Origin of the sequence: Butyrivibrio sp. XPD2002 (assembly GCF_000423945.1) — a bacterium.
GTDB lineage: Bacteria > Bacillota > Clostridia > Lachnospirales > Lachnospiraceae > Butyrivibrio.
Window position 1 is genome coordinate 1 of sequence record NZ_AUIY01000016.1, and the last position, 20,055, is coordinate 20,055.

A 20,055-nucleotide genomic window follows, 5' to 3' on the forward strand; every position below is an offset into this window, starting at 1 on the left:
GTTAACCACCAGGTATCAAAGGCACTCGTTGAATCCAACCCGAAACATACGCTCTTTGTTCTTGAAGATTTGTCAGGTGTTCGTAATGCTACAGAACGTGTCAGAACCAAAGACCGCTACGTTTCCGTATCGTGGTCTTTCTATGACCTTGAACAGAAACTTGTCTACAAAGCTAAACAGAATCAGTCTACTGTTATTAAGGTTGACCCTCGTTATACGAGTCAGTGCTGTCCTGTATGTGGACACATTGAAAAGTCTAACCGCAACAAGAAGATACATCTGTTTACTTGTAAGAACTGTGGCTATAAATCTAACGATGACCGTATTGGAGCTATGAATCTGTACCGCATGGAAATCAACTATCTCGAAGATATTCAAGTACCTGATACAGTTACGACAGAGTAAATCTTTGTCGTAAGGGGCGGTGTCAACCGTCCCATGATGCGACCCCACGGAAGTTACACCGACAAAATGTAGGAGTTATTGCAACGAACTACAGGGGAGTCGCAAGCCACGTACCTTTAGGTGCGTGGTAGTTGACAATGCTAATGTTGTTCATGAACCGCTAAATTGATAAAATTACTATTGTGTTACTTCTACAGCTAGCACAGTAATTACATCAAATTAGAGGAGCTTTTGGGGAAATATGGAAAGTATGGAAAAAGTACAAGAGTTAGAGAGGGAGATCGAGGAACTAAAGCTCAGGGTCGCAGATCTTGAGGATGGTCTTAAAAGCGCAGAGATGCGAATTAGTAGCATCTCTGCAAATCAGGTTTCACAGTCACAAACTGATACTGTACAGGCTACGGAAACTGTTCAGGCAAATCAGCAGCCGGTTCAGGCAATGCCCACACCCACACCAACCTATAATAATGTGCAGCCAATTCCTGCTGCAACCTACAGTTATAGCAATCCTGCCAAGAACCAGCAGGCACCGGTGGTGAATCCCATTCCCACGCATAGAACCTACAACACCTATGGTAATGATACAGCGCCAAATACCTACGGCAACTATGCCCCTCAGTACGGTCAGCAGCAAAGACCTGCAAGCTACATAGGTACTGAATCATGGATAGGTAAAATCCTCATGGGAGCGCTGGCGAGCCTTCTTGTTTTCATTGCGCTTATTACCTTTGCAAAGCTACTTTTACCTTTCCTTACAGATGGTATAAAGATTGCGCTTATGTTTATTGCCAGCACTGCGCTGACAGGGACAGGTTTTTTACTTAGCAAAAAGAAGCCTTCAAACACGTTTTTCAAGGCTCTTCTTGGCTGCGGCTGTGCCTGCATTTATCTGTCCATACTGGTGACGGGTATACATTTTAAGGCTATCAATTCCATTGTGATGTATGTACTTCTTGCCATCTGGGCGATTTTCATGATCTTCCTGAAGGAAAGCAAGAACGACTGGCTTTTCTTCTCAATCGGTAATCTGGGCTATCTTGTATCGATCATGTTTACAGCCGGGCTTAAGGACAAGGCGCTTGTTCTTCCCATGCTCATCTATGTGGTTATCATAAGCTCGGTTTATCAGATCATGTATTGGAAAAATCAGCGTCAGAGAGAAGTGCAGAGCGTAATAAACATTATTTCACTTCTTCTTTTCCAGATCCTTATTACAAACGCTTTCAGTCGTACGGTTGAATGCTATATAGTATCTGCGGTGACTGTAGTATGGGCTTTCGCGGGATTTTTGTTCTTTACCTTCTGCGACCTGTTCAGCTATCGCAAAAACCATTTTTATTTTGCAGTGGTCAATTCCCTGGCGTTTTTTGTCTCATTCATGATGCTTAATTCAAGTCTTCATTTGCCTGCCTTCATTGACTTTGGCGTGGTGCTTATTCCTGCTATCGCATTTGAGGCTATCAACATTTACTGGAGAAGCAATAACCTGGCGAGAAGTGAGTCTGTTCTGAATGCTGTTATCGCAGGATTCTTTTTCCTTGGAGCAGCCATCATTCTTGTGGACAATTATCATGTTATTTATGAATCCGGAATTTTGATGCTTGTATATTCACTTGTCATTGTTTATGGACTTCTGAAAAAGGATACATTCTTCAAGATACATGGCTGGGCTCTTGTGGGTATCTGCATTTTCATTGGAATGAGCAATAATACAGGACTGTTCTTTGCATTTGTGGCTGCTATTATCGGACTTTCATCACTTATCGTTGAGGGAATAGTATTCAATGATTCGGTGGCCTTCAAGCTTGTAAGCTATATCTGCCTTATTGGAGCAATATGCAGGATGGGATATCTTGCCACAGACATTATGATATTTTCGGGAAAAGAAGATATAGTACGTCTTGTGACTTACGGAGTAATCGCTGTTCTTAACCTTATTATGATATTAACAGGGTCCTACAGAACCAATGAAAAAAATAATGGAAGAGACCTGCACGTTGTACTGGACGTATTTAATCTTATTCTTATTCTCACAGGTGCCGGATTCATGGGAGTGGTAGACAGCAAAATATTAAAAGCTTTCTACATGGTGATCACTTTTGTGCTTGCATGTATCAACTTCCCGGTCAAAGAAAAGATAAGTAGGAACAGGTGCCTTTATACCGGAATAAAACTAGGAGTATTACTTCTTTATTCATTATGTACCTTCGAAGCTCCAAGCCCTGTTGTCAGCATGGGTATGATCGCGTTTGCAGTATTGTGCATTGTAATTGGCTTTAAAAACAGTCTGCTTACAAAAGAGCTTAGAATTTTAGGCCTGATGACAACATTATTATTTGTTGTAAAATTCATTATCTTTGATATAAGCTTTGACAGCACACTTATGAAGGCTATGAGTTATCTCATAAGCGGTATTCTGTGCTTTGCTATAAGCGCTATTTATAATCATTTTGAAAAGAAGGCGGTCATGAATTATCCTCCGCAAAATTAAAAATTTCGCCCATATCACTAAGTGGTATGGGTGATTTTTTCTAAAGGCGAGTATATCAAATTAGGTGTCCTAGATTTTGGACACCTAAAATAGTATACTTGGAAGCGAGGTCGCGGAAGGGAGAAAATGTTTATAAATCCGATGATTTCATGAAAAGGAGAAGCTATGCTGCGTTTTATATTTGGTGCATCCGGATCTGGTAAAAGCTATCAGCTAAGGGAAAACATAATAGGGAGAAGTACTAAGGAACCTAAGAGGAATTTCCTTATAGTTGTGCCTGATCAGTTCACCATGCAGACACAGATGGATATAGTAAAACAGCACCCGGATCACGGCATCATGAATATTGATGTCGTCAGCTTTTCGCGCCTTTCACACCGCATTTTTGAGGAGGTGGGCGAGAGCCATGAGAAGGTGCTTGACGATATGGGTAAGAGCCTGGTGCTGCGCCATGTTGCGGAGGAGTATAAGGATAAACTCCCTGTAATTGGCGGCAGTATGAATAAGATGGGCTACATAGATGAGGTTAAGTCTACAATCTCAGAGTTCATGCAGTATGGCATAGAGCCCCAGATGCTGGATGATATCATGAAGGTCTGCGAGAACAAGGGGGCTCTTAAGTCCAAGCTGTTGGATCTTCAGCTTTTATATTCGGAATTCAAAAATTATATTAAGGGGAATTATATTGCCCAGGAGGAGCTTCTTGACGTCCTTTGCAGAGCCCTTCCTTCATCTAAGCTTATAAGGGACAGCGTAATTGCCTTTGATGGATTTACTGGCTTTACGCCTATTCAGTACAGGGTTATCTCTGAGATTTTAAGGTTGTCCTCAGAGGTTATTTTTTCCTTTTCTATTGGAGAGAAGGAGAATCCATATTTATATGATAAAAACGAAGAGCAGAATCTGTTTTTACTGACAAAAAAGACTGTTCATGACCTTTTGCGCCTTGAATATGAAAATGTGAAGAACTCAGGGCTGGTAGAGGTGCCTGACTTTGAGAGATGGGCTGAGTACAGGAATGAACATTCAGAGGATATCTTCTTGAAAAGCGGCGATAACGGACGTCATGCCAATAATTCCGAGCTGTCATTTTTGGAGAAAAATCTGTTCAGATATAACAATGAGCATTACGGTGTGGCAGCCGGAGAGTCTGCTGAGGCGCCTCGCTGCGAGCATATAAAGATTCTTGAGGCGGACACTACCAATCAGGAAGTACAGATGACTCTGGCTACCATAAGAAAGCTGCTTCGTGAGAATGATAAATTGAGTTACAGGGATTTTGCCATAGTCTGCGGAAGCATGGACAGATATGGGGCTGTGATCTCAGAGGAAGCAGAAAAGTATAATATCCCTGTTTATCTGGATGAGACAGGAAATGTTAAGCTAAATCCCCTTGTGGAGGCTATCAGGAGTGCACTTCTTACTGTTACTAAAAGCTATAGCTATGAGGCTGTTTTCCATTTCCTTAGGTGTGGTCTGTCGCCGTTTTCTGCCGGCGAGACGGATATGCTTGAGAATTATGTAAGAGCACTTGGTATCCGTGGTAAGAAGGGATGGGAGAACGAATTTACAGGACTGCCCAAGCAGCTCCTTAAGAAGTTTAAGGTACAAAGCGCTAAGGATATTGAGGATGAGACTTTAAAGGCGGAAAAAGAGCAGTATCTTAGCGTTATAAATGAACTCAGAGAGAGGGCAGTAAGCACACTCTTGCCACTTTTTGATGCAGAGGGGAAGACTGTTCTTGATTACTCTACAGCACTTTATGAGTTTCTGATTAAGCTTGATGCTCAGAATAAGATGGCTGATTTTGAGAGGGCCTTTCATGAGCAGGGTGATGAAGTCAGGGCTAAGGAATATGCCACAATATACCGCAAGGTAGTAGCGCTTCTTGACCAGGTGACTGCTCTTATGGGATCAGAGAAGATTACGTGGAAGGAATATGCGGAGATTCTTGATGTGGGCTTTTCTGACTTTGAGATCGGAACCATTCCACAGAGCGTTGACAGAATAGTTGTGGGAGATATAGAGAGAACAAGACTTAAGGAAGTTAAGACATTGTTTTTCCTTGGGGTAAATGATGATCTTATTCCCAAGGGTGCAGGTAGCGGAGGAATTATCTCGGATATAGAGAGGCAGTATCTTGCTGATACTCTTAATGGAATTGAGCTTGCGCCGACACCAAGGCAGCAGATGTACATTCAGCGACTGTATCTTTATATGAACCTTACAAAGCCCTCAGACAGGCTGTATCTGACATTTGCGCATCTTGATCCTGATGGAAAGAGCGTAAGACCTGCCTACCTCATAGGGAAGATCAGGTCGCTTTTCCCCGGGGTTACTGTAGAAAGATATGACGGCAGAGCAGGCGGAGATATAATTCAGACTCCGCAGAACGGTATAGATTATGTGGCTGCTCATATGCAGGAGTATGCCCTTGGATATATGGATGAAGAGGGTGAGAGGGCATTTTCAGGCTTGTTCCACGCTCTGGCGGATCACAAGGACAGACTTGTCAGAATGATCGATGCAGCAGGAAGCGGATATATTCATAAGCCGCTGTCTGAGGCGGTTGCATCAGCACTTTATGGCAACTTCCTTTCTAATTCCGTGAGCCGTCTGGAGAAATATGCCCAGTGCGCTTACGCCCATTTCCTGCAGTATGGATTAAGGCTCTATGAGCGTGAAGAGTTTGATTTTGATAATTCAGATATGGGTAATGTTTTCCATGGAGCTTTGGATATTTTTACAAGGAAGCTTGATGAGAACGGACTTACCTGGGAGAACTTTTCAAAGGAGCAGGGAGAGAAGATTATGGAGGAATCCCTGCTGGAATTTGTTGATGGTTACAACGGTAATATCCTTGAGAGCACTAAGCGAAACGAATACCTGATGGAGAGAATCAAGCGAATCCTGTACAGGACTGTTGATACACTTCAGTATCAGCTGAGCAAGGGCTCCTTCGTACCTAAGAGTGTTGAAACCTCCTTTGATGAAGTCGGAGATATCGATGCGATAAATATCAGCCTCTCTGAGGATGAGAAGGGCAGAATCCTTCAGAAGATGAAGCTTACCGGTAAAATCGACCGTATTGATACCTATGAGGATGCAGATCATGTATATATCAAGATAATCGATTTTAAATCCGGAAGTAAGGATATTGAGCTTTGCTCGCTCTACTATGGCTTGCAGCTTCAGCTTGTAATGTATATGAATGTTGCCAGAGGAATGGCAGAGGCTACAAGTAAGGGAAAAGAGGTTATTCCTGCAGCGATTTTGTATTATCATCTGGCTGATCCGGTGCTGGATGGAGATAAATTTAAAGAGGAAGCCACCGGGGATGATATAAATGCCATGGTGAGGAAGCAGCTTAAGGCAAAGGGGCTTATTCGTGAGGACAGAAGTGTTGTAGATCTTCTTGACCGCGAAGCGGGAAGTGCTTCAGATGTTATTCCTGTTAAGTTCAACAAAGACGGAAGCTTTAGCAAGACGGGCAACGATACTATATCTGCTGAAGATTTTGAAGAGGTTTCACAGTATGTGACAAAGCTTATTAAAAAGAACGGCAAAAGTATTCTTGATGGAAATATCGAGGTTAATCCTTACACTATGGGAAGTAAGGAAGCCTGCACATTCTGTAAATTTAAATCTGTTTGCGGATTTGACCAGTCAATGCCTGGTTATACCTGCAGGCAACTACCGAATCTCAAGGATGATGAAGTAATGGAGCGTATCCGTACTGAAAAATAAACGAGGGTAAAAATGGGATTTACTAAAGAACAGCAATCAGTCATAGATGCAAGAAATTCAAACGTACTGGTTTCCGCAGCAGCGGGCTCCGGTAAGACAACAGTGCTCGTAGAGCGCATCATACAGAGGATCACAGGAGAGAATCCTATAGACATAGACAAGCTTCTGGTGGTTACCTTCACAAGGGCAGCAGCTGCGCAGATGAAGGAGAAAATCCTTAAAGCGATTCAGGATAAGCTGGTGGAGGATCCAACCAATGCTCATCTTCAGAGACAGGAGACTCTTGTTCATGGAGCACAGATTACTACTATTGACTCATTTTGCCAGTATATTATCAGGAATAATTTCAATGATATAGACCTGGACCCTTCCTACAGAGTAGCTGATGAAGGTGAGATAAAGCTCCTGCAGGGTGATGTGCTTGCTGAACTTCTGGAGGAGAAGTATACAGAGGGAGATCCTGACTTTTTGAACTGCATGGAGTACTTTGCCACAGGTAGCACCGATAAAAAGGTTGAGGAATTTATTCTCAAATTGTATCGCTATGCGATCAGTATGGCATCACCTGAGGACTGGCTTAAGGAGAGGGCAGAGGACTATGTCATAGATGAAGAGGAGTTCGACAAAGCTAAGTTTGTAGAGGCTGCAATAAAAATATTTAAAAGTGATCTTGGAGAGGCTGCGACATACCTTAATATGGCGAAAATAATATCTGAGCAACCAGATGGACCATATGATTATGCAAAGGTAATAGATTTAGAAATTGATCGGTTGGAGAAAATCATTAACACAAGCTTCTCTAGTTATGATGATGTAAGAGCGGCTACTTTAGGATATTGCTTCGAAAAGAGATTACCACCTGTAAAGGATTCATCAGTAAATGCTGATAAGAAAACACGTGCACAAAATTACAGGAAAAAGGCGAAAGGCGTTATTGAAGAGCTTAATAAGAAATACTTCTCCGAAGACAAGGCAACTATCTGCAAGCGCATGGAGCTTGCAAGGAAGCCTGTGCAAACGCTCTCTGAGCTGGTAATCAGCTTCAAGGAGAAGTTTGATGCCAAGAAGAGAGAAAAGGGAATCATTGATTTCCCTGACATGGAGCACCTTGCACTTAAGATCATACAGAACGGCGGCGCAGAGCAGTATCGTGACTATTATGAAGAGGTAATGATAGATGAGTACCAGGATTCCAACGGAATTCAGGAGGAGCTGTTATCAGCAATTTCGGGGGAATCTGTAGGAAGATATAACCGATTCATGGTGGGTGATGTTAAGCAGAGTATTTATAAATTCCGTCTCGCAAGGCCCGAGATTTTCATGGAGAAAATGAGGGACTACGCCTGGGAAGAGGGAACACCTGCAAGAAAGATAGCACTTCATAACAACTTCCGAAGCAGAAGTGATGTGCTTGATAGTGTTAATTACATTTTTGACCAGATAATGGGTGATGAGCTGGGCGGAGTAAGCTATAACGAGGATGCCAGACTCAGGACTATTCGAGAGTTTACAGCTGCTGAGGATGAGAGAGCTTTTTCAACTGAGTATATGTTTGCTGATGTTGGGAAGGCATCATCTGAGGATGCCCGCGAAATAGAGGCTAAGATGGTGGCTGCCAGAATTCATGAGATCATGGAGAACGGAATCGTTACGGGAGAGGATGGAAGTCTCCGCAAGGCCAGATATGGAGACATTGTTATTCTTCTTAGGACCAATAAGGGCTGGGATGACATCTTTAAGAAGACTCTGGAAAGCAGAGGTATTCCTGCCTATGTTGAGTCGAGAACCGGATATTTCTCCGCCACAGAGGTTGTTACTGTACTGAATTTTTTGCGAATCCTTAATAACCCCAGGCAGGATGTGCCCCTTGTAAGTGTGATGCATTCTGTTATCGGAGGATTTACCGACGAGGATCTTGCGCTTATTAAGGCCTATGACAGGGATATAGAGAAGAGTAAGTTTGACAGTGACAGCTTTTACGATATTCTCCTTAGATGTATCACGCCCTGTGAAGCAGATTCTGATAATGAAGATAATGCTGTCACAAGTGAAGAAGCGCAGTCTGGACACAAAGGTAATAGAACAAAAGTCACACCTGATATAGAGAAGATTGAGAAATTCATAGCTCTTATAGATGAATACAGGACAAAGGCTGAGTATATGCCTGTTAATGAGCTTATCCGAGATATACTTAGCGAGACTCATTATGGCGAGTACTGCGCAGCACTTCCCGGCGGAGCAAAGCGCCTTGCGAATCTCAATATCCTGTCTCAGAAGGCAACAGCCTATGAGCAGACCAGCTTCAGCGGAGTATTCCACTTTGTTAAGTATATTGAGGAGCTTGAGAAGTTCGAGGTGGACTATGGAGAAGCGAATACTCTTGATGAAAACGCAGATGTAGTGCGCATTATGAGTATTCATAAGAGTAAAGGACTGGAGTTCCCTGTGGTTTTCCTGTCAGGAATGTCCAAATCCTTTAATACTATGGATGCAAATGAGGCTGTAGTCCTAGATGTTGACATGGGTATTGGAGCTAATGCCATCGACCTTGAAAATCGCGTAAAGTATAGCACTCTTAGAAAGCGTGTTATGGCTGATAAATTGAAGATGGATGTCCTTGGCGAGGAGATGCGTATTCTCTACGTTGCCATGACCAGAGCAAAGGATAAGCTCATAATGACAGGTCAGGCCAATATAGACATGGTCGGTAATCCTTCTGAGAGTCCCTTTGCAGGAACCTTGCAAAATTATCTGTTTTACAGAGACAGAGCTGCAGAAGAGGGTGAGCAGCCATATCTTTTACCGTATTTTCTTAGAAGCGCTGCTAAATCCTATCAGGACCTTGTTCTTATGGCACTTGCAAGACATCCTGATTTTGAAAAGCTCTGCTCTTTAGTAGGAGTTGAAGCTCAGAAGGTTGAGGCAGGAGACGTAGCCTTTGATTTCAGGATAATGACAGAGAATGAGCTTGAAGCAGAGGAGATTGGCAAGGAAGTCACAGCAAGAGTCCGCCTTGATCATCTCACGGCAAATATCACAGATGATGAGAAGGAGTATACAGAGCTGTTTTCAAAACGCTTTAATGATAAATACTCACATCCGTCTTTGGACAGACTTTTCGTTAAGACCACTGTTACAGAGCTTAAGAGAGCAAGACTTGAACAGAAGGAGGAGCCTTCCGCCCATATGTATGAGGTAGAGGAGATAATTCCCTCATTCATAGATGATAAGGAGAAAAAGGCAGAGGGTGCAGCCAGAGGTACTATTTACCACAGAGTGATGGAGCTTTTGTATGATGATGATATGTCTGATGGAATAAAAGCAAAAGGAGCTTGTGCAAATACTCCTGATGATAGGGCTTCTGATCTTGATTCCTGGATGAAGGTGATGGAGGATATAGGGAAAATGCCCTCAGGATCATCTGAGAGCGTTAATAATGCCGATATCCTTGCCTTTTATAACAGTGATACGGGAAAGCGCATGAAGGCTGCCCACGATGCAGGAAAGCTTCACAGAGAATCTCCATTCATGCTTGGAATAGAAGCAAATAAGATTGACGCAGAATTCCCTGAGTCTGAGAGAGTTCTTATTCAGGGTATCATCGACGTCTGGTTTGAAGAGGATGACGGACTTGTCCTTCTGGATTACAAGACTGATAAGGTAAGAGAGGGAAGAGAACTGGTGGACAGATATTCGGTTCAGCTTGATTACTATCAAAAAGCTCTTGAGTCCATAACACATAAAACGGTAAAGGAGAGAATCATCTACTCCTTCACCCTGGGTGAAACAATATCTCTTTAAATAAGAAACCGGATAGCGCTGATTTAACGCTATCCGGTTTCTTATTTTATATAAACTTTAAGCTGCCTTTGAGAAGCGGTCTCTTACATCACTCTCATTTGCCATGTACTTAATTCTCTTAAGGGCATGTCTTACAGCAGGTACACTTAAAAGTGCGATTGTAAGGATACCCTCTGAGCCAATATAAAGGCCGTTATAAGCAAGTGAGTATGTGAAGGGCTGCATTCCATAATCAGCAGCATACTGACCGAAGAAGATAACGCCTGAAAGCACTGAGAAGAAAAGGCGTCCTAAGATACCTACAACATAGCCGCTTATCATTCCGTACTTTTTATTGTGGAAAAGTCCGGAGAGGCCAAGCGCTCCGAAGGCCAGGAAATAGTCACATACAAGCTGAGGAATACTGATTATATAAGGCTCTATTATGAGCTGCAAAAGACCATAAGCAAGTGCTGAGGTCAGGCCGGCTCTTGTGCCATACAGGTATCCGACAAATGTAATGAAGAACATTGAAAAAAGAGTTATGGAACCACCCATAGGCATTTTAAATATCTTTATCATAGAAGTAACCATCGCCAGAGTGACGCCCATTGAAGCAAACACGAGCATCTTTACTGAAAAATGGTTTTTCTGATCTTTTCCTGTGAAAAAGCATGCTGCAACCAGTGAGAGAATAAGAAGAACAACCAGCAGACCATATCCCCCGGAAGTCAGCTCATAAGTATCTTCTACCTGAGTTAAAAAAAATGACATAACAAAACCTCCTCGCATTTTTGCTACGAGGAGGTCTGGTATTCATCAAAAATCGTATTACGATAATAGATAAATGCTTCCTTACGCCGGTATTAACCGGTTCAAGTAATGAGGGTCGATGGAAATCCATCATCTCAGCAAAGCTCCCCTAGCAAATTATTATAAAAAAATTTATTTTTCTTAGACGACTTCATTTAATGATATTTTTCCAAGTTTGTCAATAAGATTTCATACAATCTTAAATGCTCACAAATACTCAGAATCAATCACTAAAGCTTACTATATTATAGAAGCGGAATTCCATGCTCTCTTGCATAATTGGTGTAATCCTCAGCCCAAAGAGAACACTGTACTTCACCGATGTGAGCCTTTCTAAGGAAGAAAAGGCAAAGTCTTGACTGACCGATACCGCCACCTATTGTATAGGGAAGCTTCTTTTCAAGGATTGCCTTCTGGAAGGGAAGCTTAGCACGCTCAGTACATCCTGCTTTCTCAAGCTGTGTCTTTAAGGAATTCTCATCTACACGGATACCCATTGATGAAAGCTCGAGAGCTATATTAAGAACAGGGTAGTAAACAAGGATATCGCCGTTGAGTGCCCAGTCATCGTAGTCCGGAGCTCTTCCGTCATGCTTCTCGCCTGATGCCAGAAGATCACCGATCTGCATGATGAAAACTGCACCCTTTTCCTTAGTGATGAGGTATTCACGCTCCTTGGCGTCTTTTCCGGGATACATATCCTCAAGCTCCTGAGAGGTGATGAAGAATATGTCGTGGGGAAGAATTTCCTCAATATAATCGTACTGGATTGACATATATTTCTCGGTTTTTCTAAGAACCTTATATATAGTGCGGACTGTTTCCTTAAGGAAGTCGAAATTGCGGTCTTCCTTGCTGATAGCTTTCTCCCAGTCCCACTGATCTACGAACACGGAGTGGATATTATCCGGAATCTCATCCCTTCTTATGGCGTTCATATCTGTGTAGAGACCTTCTCCAACCTTGAAACCATATTTTTTAAGAGCATAACGCTTCCACTTAGCAAGAGAGTGTACAATTTCTGCCTCTCGCTCGTCCTCTTCCCTGATATCAAAGGCAACGGGACGCTCAACACCATTAAGATTGTCATTAAGACCTGACTCGGGTGCCACAAATAAAGGGGCAGTAACACGAAGAAGATTTAAATTCTCAGAAAGTGTATTCTGAAAAAAGTCTTTAACTGTTTTGATGCCGACCTGTGTGTCGTGGAGGTTTAATGCTGACGTATAATCCTTAGGAATAATTAGATTTTCCATTACCATGCTCCTCTCTGAACAATTCATTTATGTAAAGTATTAAAGCGCGTTTTCATCCATCATGCAAGAAAAAAATGATATTAATCACATCTATAGTAGAAACATTGAAAAAAAAAATATTAATTTTTTCATAGTTAATTTGGAATTAATTTTCATTTCGAAGCCCGAAATCATGCGAACTTAATCGTTTTAAGAAAATCTTAAGAAATTCATAAGAAAACCTACAATATTTTTTCAGGATTTTGGGATATAATCAGTCAGGTAAGGAGATTTAAAAGCTATGGAAATTAAGAAAATTATCAAATTAACACCGAATCAGGTAAAGGATTTTGTTAACGCTGCAACTAAATGTGATTTTGATGTAGATGTGTCTTACAATCGTTTCACTGTTGATGCTAAGTCAATTCTTGGTGTGTTTGGACTTAACTTCGATTGCCCGCTTACAGTAAGATATCGTGGCTTCAACCAGGACTTCGAAACATATCTCAGTGAACATGCAGTTGCTTGCTAATAATTAAAATAATAATTATCTGATATACGGGCTCCCCATGATATACTATCGTGGGGAGTATTTTTTTATGAAGAACATTCAAATTTCAGTCAGAACTCTGGTTGAGTTTTTACTCAGATCAGGCAATATAGATAACAGAATACATCATGCTCCGGATACCGCTATGCTGGAGGGCGGTAGAATACACCGCAAGATCCAGAAGAGTATGGGAGCAGAATATCAGGCGGAGGTCCCGCTTAGCTTCACATATACATCTGAAAACTACATATTGACCATAGACGGCAGAGCTGATGGTGCTATGGAGAGGAAGGACAAGCCTCTTCTTATAGATGAGATCAAGGGTACATATCGTGAGCTCAAGAACATCAAGGAGGCTGATCAGGTTCATCTGGCCCAGGCCAGGTGTTATGCTGCCATAATCACAAGGCAGAAGGATCTTGAAAAGGTAAGCGTCAGGATAACCTACTGCAATATCGATTCTGAGGAGATAAAGACCTTTGAGGAGGACTTTACCAGGGAGGAGATATGCAAGTGGTTTGATGATCTTTTGGGAATGTATCATCGCTGGGCGGAGTACCTTGCCACCTGGGATGACATTCGTATGAGCTCCATCCATGCCATGAACTTTCCATTTCCGTACCGTGAGGGTCAAAAGGAGCTGGCAGCAGGCGTCTATAGGACTATTTATCATGGAAAGAAGCTTTTTATGGAGGCTCCCACCGGCACAGGTAAGACTATAAGTACGATTTTTCCTGCTATAAAGGCAATCGGTGAAGAAAAGGCGGAAAGGATTTTTTATCTTACTGCCAAGACCATAACCAGAACCGTGGCAGAGGATACCTTTGAAATCCTGAGAAAAGAGCAGGGTCTTAAGTTCAAAACAGTTACATTGACCGCTAAAGACAAAATCTGTTTTCTTGATAAGGCTGACTGCAATCCCGTGGCCTGCCCTTATGCGGAAGGGCACATGGACAGGATAAACGACTGCATGTACGACCTTCTTATGAATTCGGACAGCTTTGACAGGGATGCGATCATAAGCTATGCGGAGAAGCACAGAGTATGCCCCTTTGAGCTGTCTCTTGATATGAGTCTTTTTGCAGATGCTGTAATCTGTGATTATAACTATGTTTTTGATCCCTTTATATATCTGAAAAGATTCTTTGCAGGCGGTAGCACCGGAGACAATATATTCCTTATAGATGAGGCACATAACCTCTTAGACAGAGGACGCGATATGTACAGCGCAGAGCTGGTACTGGAGATGCTTCTTGGCTTTGAGTCGATCATATCCAGTGCCCATCCCAGAATTGCAGGGATAGTGAGAAGTCTTGCAGATGAGATGGAAAAGCTCATGGGAGAAGAGGGTGAAGCAGAGGTTCTTGATGATATCAGCCCTATAATGCAGAGGCTGAACCTGCTTCAGTCGGTTATTTCCAAGTGGCTTGAGGAGCACGCTGAGGGAATGTACCGCGACGATATTCTGGATTTTTACTTTGAGATAACTAGATTTTCGAGTATATATGAACTTATTAACGATAAATATGTGATATTTGCAGAAAATGATGCGGAGAATGGCTTTAGAATAAAGCTTCTCTGTGCAGATCCTTCTGATAATCTTGCCAATTGTATGGAGAGGGCCAAGTCAACAATCCTGTTTTCAGCCACATTACTACCTATTCAGTACTACAAGAGACTTCTTGGCGGTAAAGCTGAGGACTATGAGATATACGCTCATTCTGTATTTGACAGCAAAAGATGTGGAAGACTGGTTGCTTCGGATGTTACCAGTAAGTACACAAGGCGCGGAGAGGACGAATACCGCCGGATCGCCACATATATAGACGCTATTGTGAGAGCAAGGAGCGGAAATTATCTTATTTTCTTCCCCTCCAGGGCCTTCATGGATGAAGTCGGTTATATATATGAGCAGGAATTCTATGATGAGAGCACCACAGAGATACTTGTTCAGAATGAGTCCATGTCCGAGGACGAGAGAGAGGAGTTCCTTGGCAGATTTACTGCAGGTAATGATATAGACCTTGCAAGTGTCATCAACATGGATATTGATATCGAACCCTCCAAAAGTGTTCTTGGCTTTTGTGTGATGGGCGGAATATTCAGCGAGGGTATCGACTTAAAGAATGACAGTCTTATTGGAGTCATTATAGTAGGAACAGGTATCCCTCTTGTGTGCAATGAAAGGGAAATAATAAAGGATTTCTTCGAACTGAACGGAGAGGATGGCTTTGACTACGCCTACAGGTATCCGGGAATGAATAAAGTCCTGCAGGCAGCAGGTCGTGTTATAAGAAGTGAGAAAGATTTTGGAATAGTTGCACTATTGGATGAACGCTTCCTTCAGAAATCATATTACGAACTCTTTCCACGAGAATGGAAGGGAATTATAAGAACATCGACCGGTAGAGTCAAAAATGACGTAAACGCGCTCTGGAAGCGGATCGATGATTGTGGATAAGTGAAAACTATCATAATAAAAACGGTGTTTTACACATGAAAATCGGATATAGTTAACATAATAATACGTATACTATACATTATGTTAACCTAACACTTTTTTAAACAATTCGAATTATTGGGAAAATAATAGCGATATCTAGACAATTCAAGGTGGTCTAACAAGGAAAATGACACATGTGTACATGTGGATAACTCTGTGGAAATTGGGGATATTCCGAAAACGGTATTTTCGAAATGCGCATAAAAAGGCAATATCTGAAGGTTTACGATATTAATCCACAGATAATCGAAATTTCAAAACGATACTATCACGGTCAATAAAACTATGTTAACTACACGGGTATATGACACACGTGTCAGGCAATTATTTTTATCCCAGTAACTGTCTGCAAAACCTTCATTAAAAGGCTCATTAGATTGACAAGAACACAGGGTTTGAATATCATAGGTTAATATATGTAATTATAAATGAGGATATTGTTTATGAGAAAAGAATTAGCAAAGACATATGATCCCAAAGGAATTGAGGATCGACTTTATAAGAAATGGGAAGATAATAAGTATTTTCATGCTGAAGTGGATGAGACAAAGAAACCATTCACTATTGTAATTCCCCCTCCGAATATTACCGGTAAGCTTCACATGGGACATGCTCTTGATAACACAATGCAGGATATTCTTATCCGTTACAAGAGAATGCAGGGCTACAATGCACTTTGGCAGCCCGGTACAGACCATGCTTCAATCGCTACTGAGGTTAAGATCATCGACACTCTTAAGGCAGAGGGTATAGATAAGAGAGATCTCGGAAGAGAGAAATTCTTAGAGCGTGCCTGGGAGTGGAAAAAGGAATACGGCGGAACAATCATTTCCCAGCTTAAAAAGATGGGATCTTCATGTGATTGGGACAGAGAGCGCTTCACAATGGATGACGGCTGTAACGAAGCAGTTACAGAGGTCTTCTGTAAGATGCACGAAAAAGGCTACATATATAAAGGAAACAGAATTGTAAACTGGTGTCCTGTATGTAAGACTTCTATTTCTGATGCAGAGGTTGAGTACGAGGAGCAGGCTGGTCATCTTTGGCATATTAAATATCCTCTGATCGATGAAGACGGAACAGTAAGTAAGACAGAATTCATTGAGTTTGCTACAACACGTCCTGAGACAATGCTTGGTGATACAGCTGTTGCAGTTAATCCCGATGATGACAGATATAAGAGCTTCAAGGGTAAGAAGGTTCTTCTTCCTATAGTAAATAGAGAGCTTCCTATCGTAGAAGACAATTATGTGGATATGGAATTCGGTACCGGTGTAGTTAAGATCACTCCCGGCCATGACCCGAATGACTTTGAGGTTGGTAAGAGACACAATCTTGAAGAAATCAACATCCTTAACGACGACGCTACCATCAATGCCAACGGTGGCAAGTTCGAAGGTATGGATCGCTACGAAGCAAGAGAAGCCATCGTTAAAGAGCTTGATGAGATGGGTCTTCTTGTTGAGATAGAAGATTATTCTCATAATGTAGGTACTCATGACCGTTGCCATACAACAGTTGAGCCTATGATCAAGGCTCAGTGGTTTGTAAAAATGGATGAGCTTATCAAGCCTGCTGTTAAGGCAGTAAAGGAAGGCGAGATCAAGCTGATTCCTCCGAGAATGGAGAAGACCTACTTCAACTGGACAGATAATATCCGTGACTGGTGTATTTCCAGACAGCTTTGGTGGGGACACAGAATTCCTGCTTATTACTGTGATAAGTGCGGAGAGGTAGTTGTTTCCAAGGAAGCTCCTACAGTATGTCCTAAGTGTGGTGAGACTCACTTCACACAGGATCCTGATACACTGGATACTTGGTTCTCATCAGCACTCTGGCCCTTCGAGACACTTGGATGGCCTCATGACACCAGGGAGCTCAAGTACTTCTTCCCTACAGACGTACTTGTAACCGGATATGACATTATCTTCTTCTGGGTAATCAGAATGATCTTCTCAAGCTATGAGCAGATGGGAACATATCCTTTCCACACAGTTCTTTTCCATGGACTGGTAAGAGATTCTCAGGGAAGAAAGATGAGTAAATCTCTTGGAAACGGTATTGATCCTCTTGATATCATTGAGAATTATGGTGCAGATGCACTCAGACTTACTCTTATCACAGGTAACGCACCTGGAAATGATATGCGTTTCTACAACGAGAGAGTAGAGAATAGCCGTAACTTTGCCAATAAGGTATGGAATGCTTCACGTTTCATCATGATGAACATGGGTGAAAACGAGAAGAGCGCAATCAACCAGCCTGCTCCTGCAGGACTTGAGCCTGTTGATAAGTGGATTCTTTCAAGACTTAATAACACAATACGTGAAGTAACCGAGAACATGGATAAATACGAGCTCGGTATCGCAGTTCAGAAGGTTTATGACTTCATCTGGGATGAGTTCTGTGACTGGTACATCGAGATGGTTAAGCCCCGTCTTTATAACTCAGACGACGAGACCTCTCATAAGGCAGTTCTTTGGACACTTCAGACTGTACTTATTAATGCACTTAAGCTCCTTCATCCGTACATGCCTTTTGTTACAGAGGAAATATTCTGCACACTTCAGGACGAAGAGGAGTCCATCATGATCTCCACATGGCCTGAGTACAAGGATGAGTGGAATTATGCCGCTGATGAGAAGGCAATCGAGACCATCAAGGAAGCAGTAAGAGGAATCCGTAACATCCGTACACAGATGAACGTTGCTCCTTCCCGCAAGGCTCTTGTTTATGTCGTTTCAGATAAGGAAGAAGTACTTGATATTTTCCGCACAGGTAAGCTGTTCTTTGAGACACTTGCCAGCGCTTCTGAGTCTGTTTGCCAGAATGATAAGTCCGGCATTGCAGACGATGCAGTATCTGTAGTTCTTGCAGAAGCTACTATATATATTCCTTTCTCAGATCTCGTTGATATTTCAGCTGAGATTGAGAGACTTGAAAAGGAGAAGAAGCGTCTCGAGGGCGAGCTCAAGAGATCACAGAGCATGCTTTCAAATGAGCGTTTCCTTTCAAAGGCTCCGGCTGAGAAGATTGAGGAAGAAAAAGAGAAGCAGAAGAAGTACGAGCAGACCTATGCACAGGTTGCAGAAAGACTTGCGCAGCTGAAAAAGTGACGATAGAGCTATGAGTGAAGATTTTACAAAATATGCATCCGACATGCTTGAGCGTCTGGACAGAGGTGAGAGACTTGGCTTCTATGAATGTGATCGCTTTGTAGATCAGATTCCTGCTTTTACAGAGAAGCATTCCGTCGAGGATACACGCAAATTCCTTGAATATCTTGGAAGCCCTGACAGAAAGATGCATATTATTCATGTGGCCGGAACAAACGGCAAGGGATCGGTATGTAATTACCTCTCCGAGATATTGAGACAGGCAGGCTTCAAGGTTGGAATGTTCACCTCACCGCATCTGGTGAAGGTGACTGAAAGATTCTGCATTAATGGAATTCCAATCGATGATTCCATGTTCTGCGAGAGTTTTGGGGACCTTATAAGAAAAATCAGGGATTATGAAGTAGATAATTATTTCCCTACATATTTTGAATTCCTGTTTTTTATGGCTATGCTTCTCTATGGAAAGTATCCTGTGGATTACCTTGTCCTCGAGACTGGCCTCGGTGGAAGACTTGACGCCACTAACAGCGTTCATGAGCCGGTACTTGATGTAATAACAGAGATTGGCCTTGATCACATGCAGTATTTAGGGAATACGATTTCCGAGATTGCAGGTGAAAAGGCTGGAATCATCCGTGAAAACACACCTGTTGTTGTTTACAACAGGCGTGGCATTAGTACGGATGTCATAGAAAAAAGAGCTGAAGAGCTTTCAGCGAAGGTATACAGAGTTGAACCTGAATTTGTCACTGAGATAAATACTGCTCCGGACGATGCAGGGAATATTTGCATTGATTTTTCCTATGAATCTCAGTATGATAAATACTGCGGTCTGCGTTTGCAGTCTGTCGCAAAATTTCAGACAGAAAATGCCGCTATTGCGATAATGTGCGCAAGGGCTCTCAGAGATATGGGAGTCAATATAACCGACGACGACATAAGCTTTGGCCTTAGAAAGGCTAAATGGGGCGGAAGAATGGAGCTTATTCTTCCGGGAATTTATGTTGACGGTGCGCATAATGTGGATGGTATGGAAGCCTTTCTTGACTGTGCCGGGAATGTTCCCTGTGATAAGAACAGAATCCTTCTGTTCGGAGCAGTTGCGGATAAGCAGTATCATCTTATGATCAGACAGATTCTCGAGAGCAGACTGTTCAACAGAATTTGTGTTTCTGTCCTTGAGACAGGAAGATCAGTATCAGAGTCTCAGCTGCGTGCAGCCTTTGAGGCAGAAATGAGACATTTTAAGGATAAACCTGATATCAGATTCTCATATTACACAAGCGTCAGAGATGCACTTATGGATATCATCACTGACAGAGGAGCCGGAGATGTAGTATTTGCAGCCGGTTCGCTGTACCTGGTTGGGCAGGTTAGAGAATCACTGGGGATAATGCCCGGTAACTGATAAA

The 20,055-nt window shown here is 42.3% G+C and carries 10 protein-coding genes and 1 riboswitch; of the genes, 8 read left to right on the plus strand and 2 right to left on the minus strand.

Translation table 11 applies throughout. The features are described from left to right. From G587_RS22085 to addA, 4 genes are all read left to right on the plus strand, one after another. On the plus strand, nucleotides 1-405 hold a 405-nt coding region (locus tag G587_RS22085; RefSeq protein WP_035786220.1), incomplete at its 5' end, for an RNA-guided endonuclease TnpB family protein. A 250-nt stretch (nucleotides 406-655) separates the two neighbouring features. Continuing rightward, on the plus strand, nucleotides 656-2,896 hold the full coding sequence (locus G587_RS0108740; protein ID WP_155829468.1) for a hypothetical protein: 2,241 nt from the start codon (nucleotides 656-658) through the stop codon (nucleotides 2,894-2,896). Nucleotides 2,897-3,061: 165 nt separating this feature from the next. Then, nucleotides 3,062-6,643: a PD-(D/E)XK nuclease family protein gene (locus tag G587_RS0108745; RefSeq protein WP_026491916.1), complete on the plus strand. Its 3,582-nt coding sequence runs from the start codon at nucleotides 3,062-3,064 to the stop codon at nucleotides 6,641-6,643. Nucleotides 6,644-6,655: 12 nt separating this feature from the next. Then, a complete protein-coding gene (addA, locus tag G587_RS0108750) occupies nucleotides 6,656-10,444 on the plus strand; it encodes a helicase-exonuclease AddAB subunit AddA (RefSeq protein ID WP_026491917.1) in 3,789 nt (1,262 codons plus the stop codon). Nucleotides 10,445-10,501: 57 nt separating this feature from the next. On the opposite strand, the gene G587_RS0108755 is transcribed toward addA, so the two are convergent. Further along, nucleotides 10,502-11,197 (minus strand): energy-coupled thiamine transporter ThiT, encoded by a 696-nt coding sequence (locus G587_RS0108755; RefSeq protein ID WP_026491918.1) that lies wholly within the window; start codon nucleotides 11,195-11,197, stop codon nucleotides 10,502-10,504. Nucleotides 11,198-11,258: 61 nt separating this feature from the next. Next, nucleotides 11,259-11,357: riboswitch (TPP riboswitch) on the minus strand. 124 nt (nucleotides 11,358-11,481) lie between these two features. Continuing rightward, nucleotides 11,482-12,492, minus strand: coding sequence for an aspartate--ammonia ligase (gene asnA / locus G587_RS0108760; RefSeq protein ID WP_026491919.1), 1,011 nt, complete (start codon nucleotides 12,490-12,492; stop codon nucleotides 11,482-11,484). Between the two features lie 280 nt (nucleotides 12,493-12,772). Between asnA and G587_RS0108765 the strand changes: the two genes are divergently transcribed. The 4 genes from G587_RS0108765 (at nucleotide 12,773) to G587_RS0108780 (ending at nucleotide 20,051) form a co-directional block, all read left to right on the plus strand. Next, nucleotides 12,773-13,003: an HPr family phosphocarrier protein gene (locus G587_RS0108765; protein ID WP_026491920.1), complete on the plus strand. Its 231-nt coding sequence runs from the start codon at nucleotides 12,773-12,775 to the stop codon at nucleotides 13,001-13,003. Between the two features lie 67 nt (nucleotides 13,004-13,070). Beyond that, entirely contained in the window at nucleotides 13,071-15,482 is a 2,412-nt protein-coding gene (locus G587_RS0108770; protein ID WP_026491921.1) for an ATP-dependent DNA helicase, read from the plus strand. A 485-nt stretch (nucleotides 15,483-15,967) separates the two neighbouring features. After that, nucleotides 15,968-18,640: a valine--tRNA ligase gene (locus tag G587_RS0108775; protein WP_026491922.1), complete on the plus strand. Its 2,673-nt coding sequence runs from the start codon at nucleotides 15,968-15,970 to the stop codon at nucleotides 18,638-18,640. Nucleotides 18,641-18,650: 10 nt separating this feature from the next. Then, nucleotides 18,651-20,051, plus strand: a complete 1,401-nt coding sequence (locus G587_RS0108780; protein ID WP_051200916.1) for a bifunctional folylpolyglutamate synthase/dihydrofolate synthase — start codon at nucleotides 18,651-18,653, stop codon at nucleotides 20,049-20,051. Nucleotides 20,052-20,055: the final 4 nt, after the last annotated feature.

What these genes read in the sequence shown, in the direction of transcription:
- G587_RS0108740 (WP_155829468.1), top strand. Translation starts at nt 656, where the DNA reads ATGGAAAAAGTACAAGAGTTAGAGAGGGAGATCGAGGAACTAAAGCTC.
- G587_RS0108745 (WP_026491916.1), top strand. Translation starts at nt 3,062, where the DNA reads ATGCTGCGTTTTATATTTGGTGCATCCGGATCTGGTAAAAGCTATCAG.
- addA (WP_026491917.1), top strand. Translation starts at nt 6,656, where the DNA reads ATGGGATTTACTAAAGAACAGCAATCAGTCATAGATGCAAGAAATTCA.
- G587_RS0108755 (WP_026491918.1), bottom strand. Translation starts at nt 11,197, where the DNA reads ATGTCATTTTTTTTAACTCAGGTAGAAGATACTTATGAGCTGACTTCC.
- asnA (WP_026491919.1), bottom strand. Translation starts at nt 12,492, where the DNA reads ATGGAAAATCTAATTATTCCTAAGGATTATACGTCAGCATTAAACCTC.
- G587_RS0108765 (WP_026491920.1), top strand. Translation starts at nt 12,773, where the DNA reads ATGGAAATTAAGAAAATTATCAAATTAACACCGAATCAGGTAAAGGAT.
- G587_RS0108770 (WP_026491921.1), top strand. Translation starts at nt 13,071, where the DNA reads ATGAAGAACATTCAAATTTCAGTCAGAACTCTGGTTGAGTTTTTACTC.
- G587_RS0108775 (WP_026491922.1), top strand. Translation starts at nt 15,968, where the DNA reads ATGAGAAAAGAATTAGCAAAGACATATGATCCCAAAGGAATTGAGGAT.
- G587_RS0108780 (WP_051200916.1), top strand. Translation starts at nt 18,651, where the DNA reads ATGAGTGAAGATTTTACAAAATATGCATCCGACATGCTTGAGCGTCTG.